At 50.6% G+C, this 15,943-nt stretch carries 9 protein-coding genes; 2 read left to right on the forward strand and 7 right to left on the reverse strand.

Annotation, left to right across the window (positions count from 1 at the left end):
- Window positions 1-86 precede the first annotated feature (86 nt).
- From Q1Q75_RS22615 to Q1Q75_RS12675, 3 genes are read right to left on the reverse strand one after another with little or no spacing between them, the layout of a single operon-like run.
- Window positions 87-266, reverse strand: a complete 180-nt coding sequence (locus Q1Q75_RS22615; protein WP_366945209.1) for a CHAT domain-containing protein — start codon at window positions 264-266, stop codon at window positions 87-89.
- Window positions 267-286: 20 nt separating this feature from the next.
- A complete protein-coding gene (locus Q1Q75_RS12670) occupies window positions 287-2,245 on the reverse strand; it encodes an SUMF1/EgtB/PvdO family nonheme iron enzyme (RefSeq protein WP_300671117.1) in 1,959 nt (652 codons plus the stop codon).
- Between the two features lie 50 nt (window positions 2,246-2,295).
- The gene (locus Q1Q75_RS12675) at window positions 2,296-4,662 is read right to left on the reverse strand and encodes an autotransporter outer membrane beta-barrel domain-containing protein (RefSeq protein ID WP_300671120.1); all 2,367 of its coding nucleotides are present in this window, start codon (window positions 4,660-4,662) and stop codon (window positions 2,296-2,298) included.
- Window positions 4,663-5,124: 462 nt separating this feature from the next.
- Here Q1Q75_RS12675 and Q1Q75_RS12680 point away from each other — a divergent pair, with 462 nt between their 5' ends.
- Entirely contained in the window at window positions 5,125-5,700 is a 576-nt protein-coding gene (locus Q1Q75_RS12680) for a porin family protein (protein WP_300671123.1), read from the forward strand.
- Window positions 5,701-6,356: 656 nt separating this feature from the next.
- Window positions 6,357-7,484, forward strand: a complete 1,128-nt coding sequence (locus tag Q1Q75_RS12685) for a DUF6765 family protein (RefSeq protein ID WP_300671126.1) — start codon at window positions 6,357-6,359, stop codon at window positions 7,482-7,484.
- Window positions 7,485-7,588: 104 nt separating this feature from the next.
- On the opposite strand, the gene Q1Q75_RS12690 is transcribed toward Q1Q75_RS12685, so the two are convergent.
- From Q1Q75_RS12690 to Q1Q75_RS12705, 4 genes are all read right to left on the reverse strand, one after another.
- The gene (locus Q1Q75_RS12690; RefSeq protein ID WP_300671129.1) at window positions 7,589-8,944 is read right to left on the reverse strand and encodes an IS66 family transposase; all 1,356 of its coding nucleotides are present in this window, start codon (window positions 8,942-8,944) and stop codon (window positions 7,589-7,591) included.
- 885 nt (window positions 8,945-9,829) lie between these two features.
- The gene (locus Q1Q75_RS12695; RefSeq protein WP_300671131.1) at window positions 9,830-10,204 is read right to left on the reverse strand and encodes a CbiX/SirB N-terminal domain-containing protein; all 375 of its coding nucleotides are present in this window, start codon (window positions 10,202-10,204) and stop codon (window positions 9,830-9,832) included.
- 397 nt (window positions 10,205-10,601) lie between these two features.
- Window positions 10,602-14,531 carry an autotransporter outer membrane beta-barrel domain-containing protein gene (locus Q1Q75_RS12700; protein ID WP_300671134.1) on the reverse strand — a complete coding sequence of 1,310 codons (3,930 nt, stop codon included), beginning with the start codon at window positions 14,529-14,531 and terminating at the stop codon, window positions 10,602-10,604.
- Between the two features lie 533 nt (window positions 14,532-15,064).
- Window positions 15,065-15,733: a hypothetical protein gene (locus tag Q1Q75_RS12705; RefSeq protein ID WP_300671137.1), complete on the reverse strand. Its 669-nt coding sequence runs from the start codon at window positions 15,731-15,733 to the stop codon at window positions 15,065-15,067.
- Between the last annotated feature and the right edge of the window lie 210 nt (window positions 15,734-15,943).

Here is a 15,943-nt window from a genome sequence, read left to right on the forward strand (position 1 = left end):
AGAGTCACGAGGGTCTTTTGAAGCGCCCGGCCCCTGACGTTTCCTGTGCGGGAGATCCCCGCATAAAGAGGGAAGCTTTCGTTCTTTTAGCGCCCGGTCAGCTGAAATGCAGCCCAATAATAGGGATGGCTGTGACCGTCTGCTTTGACAGTGAGTTGCGCTTTTTTCAGCGCCAGACGTTTATCTGACGTTTTAGCCAGATTTGCATAGAAATGCTGCATCAATTGGCTGGTGGCCTGATCATCAACCTTCCACAGGCTCGATATAACCTGACTCCCTTTCCTTTTTACTCATCCTTTTCATCAGCAGCAAGACGGAATCCTGCCCACACGTTTTTCCCTGTTTTCTTCATTTCATGCCGATAGGCCGACCGAATTTCTTTTGCCGAATTGGAGTAGCCGCCCCCACGAGTGCAGTGGTACTTTTCTTCACCATCGAGATACATCGCATGGAAAGGGTCCACCTGCGAGACATCTCCGAGGTTATTACGCCAGGCATCCGCCACCCACTCATTTACATTGCCATGCATATTATAAAATCCCCACGGATTAGGGCTGAATGATTCCGCCTTACAGGTTCCCGGCCAATCCTTGATACTACCCCTAAATCGTAGATCCCCCTCATTAACTTCATGGCCATCACCAATGGCATAAGGAGTCCCTGTACCGGCACGTGCGGCATATTCCCATTCGGCGTCGGTAGGAAGTCGGAATGTGTACTCAATGCTTTTTTCATTCAACTTATCAATAAACTCTTTAATCCCCGGCACAAATTTTTCTTCGCCTGACTCTTCATCCACAACGTTCTGTCCAACCAGATAGACATTTTCTACAGGGTATCCTGAAGAATCTGCGGGATAGGTAGTACCTGGCAGCGTCATCCAGCCTAAATCCTTAGGAGGAATATTATTTGACGTCTGACACAAGGAGGGATTTTCTCCCACGACCGCTTCCCATTGCCCCTGCGTCACCTCGGTGGTCATCAAATAAAACGCGTTGGTCAATGCAACCTCATGAAGGTCTTCATTATTCTTGCGATTCGGCTCGCTTTCAGGTGATCCCATCCAAAAAGATCCTTTGGGAAGTTCGGCAAATTTAAAATCCACGTCAATGGGACCCGTAAGGGAGGATAAAGTGATGGTAATTGTTTTCGTTTTTATCGGATCTCCCAGAAAAAAAGCGGACACCGAAGCGCTGGGAGCACTCTCGAAGATGCCTTCCGACGCGACCACAACAAAATAATAGGTACTATTTTTTTCAAGGCCACCCACAACGGTAAAGGAACGCTTCGTTGTCTCAACAACATTTTCGCTGTCGATTCCCGCATCCTGATTTTTGGACCAGTAGAGCGTGTATAATTCCGCTCCAGCCACCTCACCCCATGTAAGTTCCACCCCACCATCCACCGGCTTGGCAAAGACTTTTTGCGGAGATTGAAGGGTACCCGCTTTGGCCGTGGCATCTACCCTGTCACCGCTGTTTGAATAGACAACTTTATCTTTGCCCGTCACAGAAATGTCATAATAATACGTCTTGTCGTACTCCAGCCCCGTATGAACCCACTCTGTCCCCTTGATATTCGACTCCGTTTGCCACTCCCTCTCATACAATAAGGGGTCATCGGACCAGTAAACAGTATAGCTTCTGGCACAGGGCACCGCATCCCAGTTGACCGTAATCCCGGCATCTCCTGAAACCGCCTTGAAATGTTTCGGGAACTGAAGTTCTCCCACCTTCGGCGTCATAGAAAGGGTCTCAGAAGGATGGCTGGAGTGTGTGCCATCTTCCGCCACCACGACATAGTATAACTGTCGACACAGGCAGGTATTGGCATGGACCCATGTGGTTCCCTTTATGCCTTTTATTGGGGTCCAAACGGATCTATTGATATCCTTTACCGGGGCCCAGGTATCCGATTCCTCTGACCAGTAAACCGTGTAATGAGTCGCACCGGGGACGGCTTCCCAGGAGAGGTTAACTGAAGATTCCTCCTGAGCCATAATCACTGCCTGCGGTTGAGAAAGCGAGGGCGGTTCGTTGTCCGAACCCATATCATTTGATGAACGTCCCCCACCATCGCTACACCCAATCATGCCCAAACCCAAACCCAGGAACACCGGCAGCCAATACCACCGATGCCTCGCTTTACTACTCACCTTCATTTCCTTCATCGTGACCCCTTCATATCTCGTAGAATACTGCTTGCTGCCCATGATGCCGACCGGGTTTTCGCTGCTGCGTTGCATCCAAAAACCCTGCTGCCGACAGGCCTTGCCTTTTGTGCTTGTGATGCGACTCAGAAAGCCACCTGAACGGTGACCCACCCACTCTGCTGGGTTGTCTCCTCTTCGATTCGGCCGGTGTATCCCAAGACAAAAGAGGCGATGCCCTTTGTCATCTCAGCGCTCAGTTGCGCTCCAAAACTGGGATTATTCTGCCGGTCCGCAACGGTTGCCCGGTGGTCAGCAAGGGCCATGCTTCCGCTCATGGTACCGCCGGTTAAGACCTGCTCAGCGAAAAGACGGAGCTGGGGGTGAATGTCGGTGGCTCCTTTTTTCACGTGGCCCCTCCAGTTCAGGGCCGCCTCCCCGTAGAGTTCATTCTCGTCCAGTTTGCTGTAATGCGTGCCCATCCAGCTCATGTGATCGGTGGTAAAGGCGTCCTGGCGCACCCACTCATGCCGCAAGCCGATTTCAGGGGATAAAACAAAATTGGCGGTTGGGGAAAAATCGTAGCGACCCGCCAGCCGAGTGATGAGCCCCTGGCCTTTGTAATCGGCCTCTTCCAGGTTCCGGGGATCCTTGTCTTCAAAATCGTGGGTGGAGTAAAAAAAGGTGGATGAGAGGCGAAGGGAAGCCCTGGAGGTAAAACGGTGGAGACCCTGGACCCCGATGGCGGCATGGGTCATGCGGGTTTCCCTGTCCTGGAGCCTTGCAGGATCAAAATTCTGTTGCCCGCGCCCGAGGACAAAATGCACACCGGCCAGGGTGTCCCGACCCCAGGAGCGTGTCCCCCCCGCGCAGATCCCGCGATCCTCGGACTCATACGCGTCCCCATCAGACCGAATGGCAAATGGCGTCAAAAAAAGTGTTCGCCCTTCGGCCCCAGGGACCTCGCTGGACTCGCCTTCCACAGTGTCTGCCGAAGCCTGCTTAAGCGCCGCGTTCATCAGGGCCTCATCCGCCAGGTCGACGCATTGGTCCATCACGCGTGTTGTCTGCCGAAGGGCTTTAGTGGCAGGGTTGAACGTGGGGGCGTACCGAAGCAGGATGGATTCGTTGTTGTTAACGCTGACCAGCGAGATATCTTCAGGGAACGCCCCATCCAGTCGAGAGAACGTATGCGTCTCACCGGAAACAGCCCTATCAATACGGTAGGGCGTCTCAAAAGGGGTCTCCTCATCAATGCTTACGTAGAGGGTGGCATCCGTAAGGTCAAAGAATCCGGAGGCGGAATGGGCCCAAACCCCTTGAAGAATTTGGGGATCGTCAGCCAAATGAACCCCATACACCTTGACGGCAAGCCGACCGTCTGCGGCATACACCGCATAGGCATTGGCATGTCCCACGTCAGAGGATGCCAGAGCCTCAATGGCCCCCGTGGAATAGAGCTCTGAATCCCCATTGGAGACAATGCCATAGGCGTTGGCCGTGCCGCAGGAACGAGCCGAAACGGAGATCGTACCGATATTAACAAGCTGGCTCCCAGTGCTGCCCACCAGACCGTAAGCTCCCGCCAGGGGGCTGTCACCGGCATCGCCCCCGTCGGCTGTCACCACCACCTCACCGACGTTGACCACCGATGCCCCTGTGCCGCCAAAAAGGCCCATGGCCTGAACCCGAACCGTGCCCGCCGCAGAGGGGCTCCCTGCGGCCCCGGGATCTTCAAGACGATCCCCGTAAGCCTTGGCGATAATCCCCCCGGTATTGATCACCACCGAACCGGCCTTGCCGTACACCCCGCATGCGCTGACATCCGTCTCCATGGATGAAGTGTTGCCCTTAAGGCGCATGCCACCGGTTGCCGTAGCGGAAATTTGCCCGGTGTTCACACCCTCGCCATTCGCATCGCTGTATATCCCGTAGGCCAGGGATCGGGTCTGATAGGTGGCATCCGAGCCGGCCGCATGCCCCCCAAGGCCGGACGAAACCGATATCACACCGCGGTTCAGCGCCAGACAGTCCGTCTCAACAGAATTTGACGGTGCAGGCGCGCTTGAAAAAGCTAACTGCCCGGATCGGGTTGCCCACATCCCACAGGCCAACGACACCAAATCAGCACCCACCTCGGCATACCGGCCGTCCGTCGATAAAAGGACCGTCTCACCGGTAGCCCCGGCCTCAATGGACCCATTGTTCATAACAACGCCGCCGTTTAAGAGGCTCATGCCAAAGGCCTTGGCCACCGAATCCACACGGCCCACCGACGCCATGCCAGGGTACGCGGCCCCCAAGACGACTGCTGCGTTGTTTTCAACGAAAAGCGCATCACCTCCCACGCAAATTCCCGAGGCATACACAACCCCCTCACTGGCCCTTGCCTCAATAAGAGGAACCCCCTGTTTATCAACGGAAATATCCTCATCATGGATAAACACGCGACCGGCATACGATTCATGCAATGCCCCCAAATCGTCATCCGAAGGCACAAAAACGGACCACATCTCGGGAATCCTCGGATCACTGCCTGCATATTGCTCCGAGGCTCTCCCCGGGGTGTAAAAAAGACAGACACACAAAACAGCCATGAGACCCAATGTAAACCGATTCGACAAACAACCCCCCTCTTCGTAATGAGTTTACTCTAATAGATTAAATCAAGTTAAAAACTGACGTTGTATTTCAAAAAGAGCTTTCCATGTCAATAAAATACTACCGAAAATTTAAGAGAATCGTTTATGCTTGATAAAAAAACTAAATTATCAATTACTTACACTATAAGAATTCGAAATTATGAGACTATTTACAAATAGAGCATTTAGAGAGGAACATTGCTATGTCAGCTAAAAAGAACCATTGCCATGCCCTTTTAGATTTGCTATCAACACTTTTTTTATGAGGTTGAAGTTTACTGATAAATATTTTCAAGAAATAACATGTCACCCCCACGGAAAAGAAGGTCACCCATGAAAAAAAGTTTTAAAAGCCTTATGCTGTCATTTTGTATCATCTTTGCCCTGTCCCCTTGTTGCGCCATGGCCGGGGCCGATTCAACCATCTTTATAGGAGTCGGAGGGTCCAACCTTCATGAAAACATCGATTCCGGATCAAACGGCATCGATTTTGACGAGAGCGTGGGATTTAATGTCAAGCTGGGCTACCGGATAAGCGAGTCCCTTGAAGCCGAAATCGATTACCTCTACATCGATGGGTTTGAGGGAAGCGTCGTCGGTATCAATGCCTTCGAGATGGACGGCTATGCGGTCACCGCCAACGCAAAATGGTACCCCGGTGAAGGGAAGGTTCAACCCTATTGTCTGGCGGGAATCGGAATTGCCGACCTTACCGCCAGCGTGGACTATCAGGACATTCATGACTCGAAATCGGAATGGGGTACGGTGTTCCGTGCAGGCGCTGGGGTGGATGCCATTGTATCCGAAAACGTCGTCTTCTTCGCAGAGATCTCTTACTACCTCACATGCGGTGATATTAACGACAGCGACTTCATGCCCATGACCTTGGGCGTCAAGCGAACCTTTTAGGCTGCAGAAAAAATACCGGCGGCGAGGTGTACCACCTCGAAAGCAGATTTGCGAATGCGCTTCGGCAGTCGCACTCCAGGTTAAAATGCGTCCGCATTCGCCTGAAGTCCAAGGAAACGCCCACTGCGTCGCAAGTGCATGAGCCGTAGCCCCAATATTTCACGAGTCGCGTGCATTCCTATTCAAGGCACCAGAGCTGTAGATTGATGCAGTGGTTTACCTCAAAACCCTGGTAACGCAAAGAATGGGTGCACTCGGCCCACCCGAAGGGTGAGAAAATCGAACAGAAAACCCAAAAATGACATTTTGTATCTTTCCCCCTCTTTTGTCCCCCTGCCCCTGCACTTTTCCGAAAAAAAAAGCAAAACCCTTCACACCCGTCCCGCCAGTAAGAGGTGACAGCCCCAAAGAAATTTAAACGCCCGGCGAGTCCTTCCGCACGGCCCCATGGAAGCGATATAACAATCTTGACTTACATGCTAAAACATGTATTTCTCATTGTATCTACCACAAGGAATGACCCGTAGTGGCCCTGCCAAGGTTATGATTTTACCGCTGAAAGATCGACCCATCGCCATGGATAGAACAGTTCAAATACACGATAAACAATAGCAACAATACGAATCCATTTTAACCCACACCAAACCGGAGGACCCATGAAGATTGACGCCCATTACTACGGCATCCTGGCTTTCTGCAGAGCCTGCGGATTTACCAAAAAGGCAGCGGGCACCATCGCCTATGCCTCCCAGTATGTCGACGATGCCAAGATCAACCACATGGTGTTGGCCAAAAAGCCCAAGAACGTAGAACCGGAAACCATTGATGGCAAACTCGCCTTTTTCAACATGGCCACCTGCCACGCCTATTTTCAGCTTGATACCTACAACTACGACGCCATGATCGGCAACACCTGCGCCTTTCACTTCGTGCCGGGGTGCCAGGGAAACAGCTTTACCCGAAAGCTCCGGTGCAAGGAACAATCGCCCATCATCGAAGCGATCCTCGAAAAAGCCATGCAGGAAAACGATCTGGTAAAGTTAGGCATCGTCCTTCACGCCTACGCCGATACCTTCTCTCATCAAGGATTTTCAGGACTCTTGAGCAAGGTCAACAGCATCGAAAACCTCTCCGCAACGGTTAAAGCCCCCCTTACCCCTGCACACATCATCAAAAAATGGGTCATGCAGCTGCAAAAAAGCAAGCTTGGTGGCGCCCTTGACAGAGCTCTCCATACCATGGCCCCTGCCTATGGTCACGGACGGGCCTTGAGCTTTCCAGACACACCCCACCTCACCTGGACCTACCGCTACGATTTCAGCGATAATTTTTCATCCCAATTCACAACCTCCAAGGCGATCAACCCGGATCGATTCAATGGGGCCTTTAAAGCAATCCACGGACACCTGGCGAATTACCTTGAAAGGCACCCTGAATTCAAAGACCCCGAGGCAGGACTTGAAGACGTCACCCCCCTGTTCGACACACTTATTGCCGAGGTAAGCACCGACAAAAAACGAATCAAAAACTGGCAAAAAGCCATGGTCGACCTGAAACTTCTGGATGCCTCGGACAAAGAGCTCCGATACGATCAATTTGCATGGCTCAAGGACGCCTTCTCTAATTTCAAGAAAAAAACCTACGAGGGTCGCAAGGTGGAAAGGGCCCTTGCTGGCCCCGACTTCGCAGAAAGCGACTGGTACCAGTTCTATCAGGCGGTACACTGGTACAAAGAGCATTTTTTCAAATTGGCTGAAGAAAACGGGGTCATCATCCCCAGGTAAGACGGCAAGAAAAAATGAGCGCAACGATTCTGCTCATGAAATGCAGCCTTCTGTGGTTAAAGTGACCAAAAGAAACGTAAGCGTTCACGAGGTTGAGTAGGAATTTAGATCCAAGATGTGCACGGGAGTGAATTTTCAAAATGGCATCGGATGGCGTTGTCGAGAATGTCAAATGTACGCAAGCCTTTAATTCGGCAGGTTTCAACGAGGGATAGAATAGACTCAACCCATCGATTGCCCTTTTCGCTCTGGGTTCCAAGGCTTCGTTTTCGCCATAGAACGCCCATACGTAGCGCTCTTTCAGCTCTATTATTCGACGGTTCAATACCGTCAAAATCAAGAAAGACCCAAAGGCTTTCCAGCATATCAAAGACATGACGCGCCATTACGCCGGCATCATCATCTGCGTCACCATGTAGGCTGAGTAAAACCATCAGCTCTTGATAGAAGTCGGTCCATTCTTGTTCGTCAGGAGACTCTTTGGCAAAAGGGATGAGGCTTTGAAGAAGCTCAAGCATCATCTCACCAAATTTTTTGATGTGAGGGGTCCTTCTCTCAGACAATCCTCTGGCTCTTCGGATGAGGTGAGGGATGCATGTTTGCCTATGATTTATCCATTTTCGGTAGAGCCCATACCCATCACTGATCAGGATGCCATTCCAGTCTTCGACTAATTCTTCGAAGGCTTGCTTTGAACGGTGGGGGGCAATGCGATAGAAGCCAACCTGTTTGTTGGCCATGACCCACAACCAGCACAGATCATGAGATAGTTTCCAGCTGGTTTCATCAACATAGTTGCAGTAGGAACTTCGAGCGACCTCTGCAATTCTTTGATAAATGGGAGCCAGAGCATTTGTTACCCGGTCGATAATGTTTTGAATGGCTCCGGTGCTTATATGGATCTCGAACATCGAATGAATCAGATTTTGAACCGATAGACGACTTAGTCCTTTTGGCCCACTCATTTCGGCAACAAATGCACTGAACCTGGGGCCGAAACCGGTTTGAACATTTTGTGGCATTTCAGCCTTTGCTTGTTGCCCACAAGACGGGCATTGGCATTTATACAAAACGTAGTGACGAACATCCACACGGGGTGGCGGAAGTTCAATATTCTTGTGGGTGTAAAAAGGCTCACTTATAGCCTCATCAAAACAGGTGCACCCGCAAGAACAATATGATGGAAGGATAGCGTGAGTCTCGGTTGGCTCGAGCAATACTTGCTGGTGACCCTTGTGGCCTGGCTGGGCACCTTTCCGACGCTTTATGTCGGTCTCATTCCCCTTTGATTTTTCTGGCTTTTTGACCTGTCGTTTGCCTGAATAAGGGGGATCTGAAGAAGGTGGTTTACTTGAATTGTTAGAATCTTTACGCTTCTTGGAAGACAATTTGTCAATGGCCACCTCGAGCTGATCTAAACGCGCCTGCTGTGAGATTAGGATATCTTCAAGCTGGGTCATGTACGTTTGAACGGTATCTGGGAACCGCTTCCGATCTTTAGCTGATGGCGACTTTATTGTTTTCATGAGTGCAGGCTATCACACTATTTGTTGCATGTCTAGTTTGAATAATTATTGAACAATACGAATGTATTCATAAGTATTAATGATGCTTAAGGTGGATTACAGGTTCAATTTGGGCCGTGAACGCTTACAAAGAAACCTCCGGCGGGGAGCAAGGGGAGCAAGGGGAGCAAGGGGAGCAAGGGGAGCAAGAGAGGGAGCAAGGGCCAGGCAAAAAGGGCACTGGGGACAGGCGACATACCTATGATATTGAATCTCATGTCATAGGGTTTTCTTCCCACCTGATTTCTCTCTAAAAAAAGCGCTGTAACCCCGGTGATTCATCGGTGAACTTAAGTAAGATGTGATCATCAATCGATACCCGAATGGACCGAGGCAGGAACCGCCCTTCTAACTGCCATGCCCAAGGGCATAAAATGAATCGTATGCCCTCACGATCACACGAAGCAGTTCGTCTTTCACCGCATCTTTAAAAAGAAGGCCATCAAGCGCCGTGCGACTGATCACATGGTAAACGGTCTACTGGCCGAGATCTGTTCTGACAATCCGGGGAATACGAGGATTACGCTTCATCCTTAGTTTGTCATCTCAAAATACGCGTGTATTGATAAGATTTTTGAATGAATTTCAATTAAAAAGGTAAGTTACTTGTTGGAAATAAGTGTTTCACAGATTGGCGTGGAGATCACGTGCATGGTGCCTGTCCCCTGGTCTCCCTGGTCTTCTGGTCTTAAACATGAATTGATCGGGTTCAATCAACAAGACCTGTGTATTAAACCCTGTTCATAAAACCAAAAGAAACGTTGACCTTAAACGAGGAGATCATTCAGAGGTAGAGCGTTCGCTATGGCTTACAATCAGGTTACTGATACCTGGGATCGCCCCGAGATGCGGAATGACCGTCATACTGATGTTCGGAAATTTGTTGCGTCCCTCTTCGATAATCCGAGGGATATCATTCACCACGTGGGTTCCTGCAGCAAGGAAATAGGGAAAAACGACGATTTCAGTGGCACCTTCATCCGCCAGTTGAACAATCGCCGTGTCAATCATCGGGCTTGTCAATTCGAGAAAAGCACAGCAAACCTTTTCAAAAGCAGGCCCGGTGTTTTGCGCCACATGTTCTGCCAGTAAACGTACTTCGTCATTGGAATCCTTGCGCCTACTTCCGTGAGAAACAATCAAGAGTACCTTCATACGCTTCCCTCCTTTGGATTTTAATTTTTATATTATATACCCCTATGGCCACAACCAGACAACATTCATCTCAAAGGAACAGGGGAACAGAGGGAACAGGGAGGGAACATAACAGGGGCCAGGCAAAAGGGTCAGGGGCCAGGCAAAATGAATCTATATATCATGTGGGGTCTGTTGGAATGATTGGAGCCCAGTGCCTTGATTCTGGAAATGAACCCCATATCAAGACCGATCGGGTGGGACAGACCCAAAGATTGCAGTCTGTCATTACCCTTCGGGAAAGCCATGAAGATTCCATCTTCTTCGTTACCAAGGTTTTTTAAAGATGGGATTATCCGTAAGGATGAAAAACATTGTCGATATTATGTTCCGGCAGTTTGCTTTCAGTTTAAAAAAATTAGAACACCAGTGTGAAATCAAAGTTCAGGCTGTGGCTGTCGGCATTTTCCTGGATCTGCCCCTGGTAGTGCAGGGAGAGGGCAATGCCTGCATCATTCACCAATGAGGTGCCCAGCCCCAGGATCAGGGTGTCTTGGTCAGGACGGGCCATGGCAGAGGGATAGATCACGCCGGGCATTCCAGCCATGGTGGTGTTGACACTGGTGTCAGAAGAGACAAGTTCATGCATCCACATGGCTGAAACCCGGGGGATGATGCGGCCAAAACCCGTCGACCAGACATTGTCGACCCTGCCCCCCAGCCCGGTTCTCAAGGAATTATTGTCTGTGGAATCAACTGACAGATTTGCTCCGCCGGCCCCGGTCTCAGTATAACCTTTCTGGTGAAAGCGGGTATATTCCAGGGAAACCATGGGGGTCAGGCCAAAATCCCATGTATCAATTCTATACCCGCATTCGGTCTTGGCCGACAGGGTATAGCCTGAAAAATCAGAGTCTGCAATTCTGTTCATAAACGCAATGGCCCGCCTGACCTCATATTCATTCCAGGCACCCCCGAGAGCTGTGTCCACATACCATCCCTTGTCAAACCAGGTGCCGTATAGCCCTAAGCTATAGCTTTCCATATCGGCACGGCTTTTGCCAGTGTCCAGATAATCTGCACTGGTTGATGCATAGCCCAAGCTGATGCCTGCAAGCAAGCTCTCCCTGCCAAAAACCTCTGACACCATGTGGTCCAGCCCCCCGGATAGGGCAATGGTATTATAATCATATCCATCGTACCCGTCATGGGAGTCCTGGCCTCCGGTCTGCCCCAGCATACGAAGATGCAGGCCATCGGGCTTTTCCAGAGGCCGACGACCCAGGATACCTGCCAGGTCCCCGTTAAAAGCCAGCATAGGCCAGGTATCCGAATCTTCCGGGTCCATGATTTTCTTATCAGCCGTCATGATATGGCTTGACCGCATTTCAGCCATGCGCGTCTGAACAGCAGATGAAAAAATCCTGGACATGTCCATGCCCAGAGCTGAGATACCGGACATGGGTATGACGCCCAATTGCTTCATACTCTCATTAAACTCGCCCGGAGAAGATGAACTTTCCAGACTGATCAGGATGGTGGCAAGATCGCCGGAAGGAGTTGCACGTATAGAGTCATCAAACAAAGCGGCCAGTCTTTGTGAATTAATAGTGTCAAAGTGCATGTCTGAATAAGATTTCTTGGTGGCCTCGACATTGTTCCCCTTCGTATTAACGCTCAAAAACTGGGAAGAGGTCGTGTAGTCTCCCGTTCCAAGCAGCCCGTTGCTGGTAACCAGGGTAAAGGTGGTGCCTGAAGGCACAAAGAATGGCTCCATTAAGAAATCAATCTGCCCTGAATTTGTAAGTGTGTTGCCCAGGCTGATCACATCAGCTGCACGATTACGGACAACCGCCGTCAGAATGGCGCCGGGCGCGACCACCAGGTTGTTGGTAAAGACATGGGAGGCAGAAGAATCCAGGGACAGGGTTCCTGCCTCAACATTCAGGTCATGGGTATGGATCTTACCTCTGGCGGCCCAGATCCCCTTGCCAGTCTTGGCCATGGTGGTGATATTACCCACATCTCCGTTCAAGGTGCCTGCGCCGTCCAGGGTCAGCAAGTTCACCCCTTTGCCAAGCTCGATGCGTCCTGAGACGTTCGCTCCGTTTCCCAGCGTAATAGTGTCGTCGGAAAGGTCGTCCCCACGCCATTCTTTGCTTTTCAAGTCTAAGTGTCCCGCCCTGACAGCATAGGCGTCACCCTGTCCTGATAAATCTGCGGCCAAAAGATTTCCAGTCACATTGAGATTGATTCCCCCGCCTCCTGCAGCTGCCATGGCCAGGCCATTGGCAATTGCCGACACAGAGCCTGATATATTCATGGCCCCTCCTGCCCCATTGTTCATGCCGCCGGTTCCTGAATACAGGCCCATGGCCGTATGCCCGCCTGCACTGGCTGCGACAGTTCCTGACAGATCACCAGAGATCACAAGATTATCTTCCAAGGACCCTATGCCATAAGCCTTGTTGGTACCGGCCGTGGCATTAATGCTGCCGGAAAGGTTTTCAAGAGATAGCCCCTTTGAAAAAGCTCTCAGCCCAAAGGCATCTTCTCCGCCTGCAGACGCTTCAACCGAGCCTGACAGATCCCCATTGATAACCAAATCAGAGTCTGAGGCGAGCCCATAGGCATTCCTCCCTCCTGCAGCAGCCGAGACCGAGCCTGACAGACCGCCGTTAAGGGTCATGTTCTCAGATGAAAACAACCCATAGGACTCATCTCCACCTGCCGAGGCCGCAACCGAACCGGACAGATCACTTCCGAAAAACATAGTTTTTGCTGCACTCAAGCCATGGGCGATGTTGCCTCCTGCCGAGGCTGTAATGGAACCTGTCAGGCTTTGAATGCTTATTTCCTTTTTCTCGCTGTGCAAGCCCATGGCCGTATGCCCGCCTGCACTGGCTGCGACAGTTCCGGACAGATCACCAGAGATCACAAGATTGTCTTCAAAGGACCCTATGCCATAAGCATTGTTGGTACCGGCCGTGGCATTAATACTGCCGGAAAGGTTTTCAAGTGATAGCCCCCTTGAAAAAGCCCTCAGCCCAAAGGCATCTTCTCCGCCTGCAGACGCTTCAACCGAGCCTGACAGGTCTTTGGCAACGAAGATACCGTCACCTCCCCTCATTCCATAGGCACCATCCCCGCCCGCTAGGGCGACAATTGAGCCGGAAAGTTTCCCCTTGAGATTGAGTACATCTCTTGCATCCAATCCAACGGCATAATTCTCTTTTGCCAAGGCCCTAACCGAGCCTGACAGATCCCCCTTGATGATCAAATCAGTGCCTGAGGCGAGCCCATAGGCCAACCCCCTCCCTGCAGCAGCCGTGACCGAGCCTGACAGACCGCCGCCAAGGGTCATGTTCTTAAATGAAAGCAACCCATAGGACCGATCTCCACCTGCCGAGGCCTCAACCGAACCGGACAGATCACCGTCAAGGGTCATGTTCTCAGATGAAAACAACCCATAGGACTCATCTCCACCTGCCGAGGCCGCAACCGAACCGGACAGATCACTTCCGAAAAACATAGTTTTTGCTGCACTCAAGCCATAGGCCTTGTTACCTCCTGCCAAGGCTGTAATGGAACCTGTCAGGTTTTGAACGGTAATCGACCCGTCGCTCCATATGCCAGCGGTCCAGGTACCTCCTGCCGAAGCTGTAATGGAACCTGTCATATCCTGAAGGCTTATATCTTCTTCAGCCCACAATCCAAAAGCAGTACCGTTCTCTGAACGGGCCGCAACCGAGCCTGACAGGTCTCCATTGAAAACCATATCTTTGCTTGAGTGCAGCCCCTCCCCGGTGCCTTTGATCACCGAGGCAGTAACAGAGCCGGACAAGCCTTTCTCAAGTACCATATCATCCCAGGAGAACAGCCCGATGGCTATATCCCTTGAGGTCGAATCAATAACGCCGGACAAATCTTCATCAAAAGTCATCAAACCTGTGGATTGGAGGCAAAAGATCTCTCCTGTGCCGTCAATTCGCAAATTACCAGGCAGAGTGCCTTTGATGGTTTTTCCGGAACCGATCTCCATGGCAACCTTCGTGGAGGCATTGGCCAGCAAAACAGTGATGGGGCTCGCATTCACAAGCTCGACAGAATTAAGGGCCGGCAATGGGGATACCAGAGATATGGTGCCGACAAGACCAGGGTCAAAGGTGATGGTGTCGTTGTCATGAGCAGTAGATATTGCGGCCCGAAATGATCCGGCTCCGCTGTCCTGAAGGTTGGTGACCGGAATATCTGCCGCCAGGACCGGGGCACAGATCAATGCTGCAAACACAATGGCTGAGACAGCACTATTTCGGGACAAAAGACGTGTTAAAATTTTTTTACCCATGAACCAGCACAGGACAAATCTTTTGAAACAGAATAAATTATTTTCCAGTACTATTCTTTTTTTCATGGTTATCCATATTTTCTGTGTAATTCAAAATCTTGTGTTTCTTTCCGGAACATAAATATCTATAATTTCCCAATGAAAAAAGCAAAACAAAATCCCGTTAATTACAGTGAAAATAGAGTTAACTGCTTGTAAACACGAGGAGTTACTACTACCCGAAACAGACATTCTGGATAGTCATTTTGTAAGCGTTCACGGGATTGAGTAGGAATTTAGATCCAAGATGTGCACGGGAGTGAATTTTCAAAATGGCATCGGATGGCGTTGTCGAGAACATCAAATGTACGCAAGCCTTTAAGGGAACAGGGGAACAGGGGAACAGACAAAGTAAATCTGATTGATGACGGAAGCCAAAACGTCACTCGTATGCCCTCACGACAACACGAAAGGAATGAGTGCTGAATGGGTTCTTACCATTTCAAATTATTGCATTTATATCGGATTTCATCTGACACAGCGACAAAAAACCGTCAGGTCTCTCTCAATCGTTTCATGGAATACATGCCACCAAGTCCTTTCACCTTCTTGGGCACCCTTTCCCGACTCCCATAAAGACGATCCTTGAAGATTTCATAGGTTCCGAGGACAAATGCCTTGGAGCCTATGATTCCCGAGTCGGTAAAATACCGGGTCCGGGACCTGAACCTCCGGCTGCGATCCACCTCAAAATTTTTCTCCTTTTCAGACTGAAACACCCGCGCCGAAATTGCGGTCTTTCCCCGTTTTTTCACCGAGCCCGCATGATAGAGAAATTTACGGTATTTCTTCAATCGCTCAGCGCTCTCCACGCCAAACTCCACCAACCCGAAGTCCAGGGAGAGAAAACCGTCCCGGTTTCCCGTCTGAACATGATGTCCGATGGAGCACCAGCGATAATCCTCCGGCCGCTTTACAATGCCTGCCCTCACGGCGTTTAAATCTATATAGGCCAGGCAATTGATAACGGTCTCGCCCTTCTCCACAATCACACTTTTAAACCGCTCCCCCCAGAGCGTACCCCTGCGCTTTTTTTTGCGATTATAGTACCGGGAGAAGGTCTGCTTGATGTCCTTGACATACCACGACAGGCTGGAAAACCTTTCCCGGAAGGCCTCGAGCTGCCCTTCAGGAAACTCCGTCCCCTTTGTATGAAGAAGCATAAAACGCCGCCGCACCTCCTCATCCGAAAGCATCGCCCCTGGGCTCACTTCTACGAGAATGTGGAAGTGTTATGTGATGTCCCAAATTATGTGAAGTGGATGTAGCCTCACCTCCTGTACACCCCCATTTATGGCCTTTTCGGCCTTCCCTCCTATTATTAACCACACATAATTCTGTGCAAGGACTATCTTTATTGTAGCAGCTTTCAC

Origin of the sequence: Desulfoluna sp. (assembly GCF_030145185.1) — a bacterium.
Lineage (GTDB): Bacteria > Desulfobacterota > Desulfobacteria > Desulfobacterales > Desulfolunaceae > Desulfoluna.

Bases quoted from the DNA above. Each gene is read 5' to 3' on its own strand.
- Q1Q75_RS12670 (WP_300671117.1), bottom strand. From the start codon at position 2,245: ATGCAACGCAGCAGCGAAAACCCGGTCGGCATCATGGGCAGCAAGCAG.
- Q1Q75_RS12675 (WP_300671120.1), bottom strand. From the start codon at position 4,662: ATGTGGTCCGTTTTTGTGCCTTCGGATGACGATTTGGGGGCATTGCAT.
- Q1Q75_RS12680 (WP_300671123.1), top strand. From the start codon at position 5,125: ATGAAAAAAAGTTTTAAAAGCCTTATGCTGTCATTTTGTATCATCTTT.
- Q1Q75_RS12685 (WP_300671126.1), top strand. From the start codon at position 6,357: ATGAAGATTGACGCCCATTACTACGGCATCCTGGCTTTCTGCAGAGCC.
- Q1Q75_RS12690 (WP_300671129.1), bottom strand. From the start codon at position 8,944: ATGACCCAGCTTGAAGATATCCTAATCTCACAGCAGGCGCGTTTAGAT.
- Q1Q75_RS12695 (WP_300671131.1), bottom strand. From the start codon at position 10,204: ATGAAGGTACTCTTGATTGTTTCTCACGGAAGTAGGCGCAAGGATTCC.
- Q1Q75_RS12700 (WP_300671134.1), bottom strand. From the start codon at position 14,531: ATGGGTAAAAAAATTTTAACACGTCTTTTGTCCCGAAATAGTGCTGTC.
- Q1Q75_RS12705 (WP_300671137.1), bottom strand. From the start codon at position 15,733: ATGCTTCTTCATACAAAGGGGACGGAGTTTCCTGAAGGGCAGCTCGAG.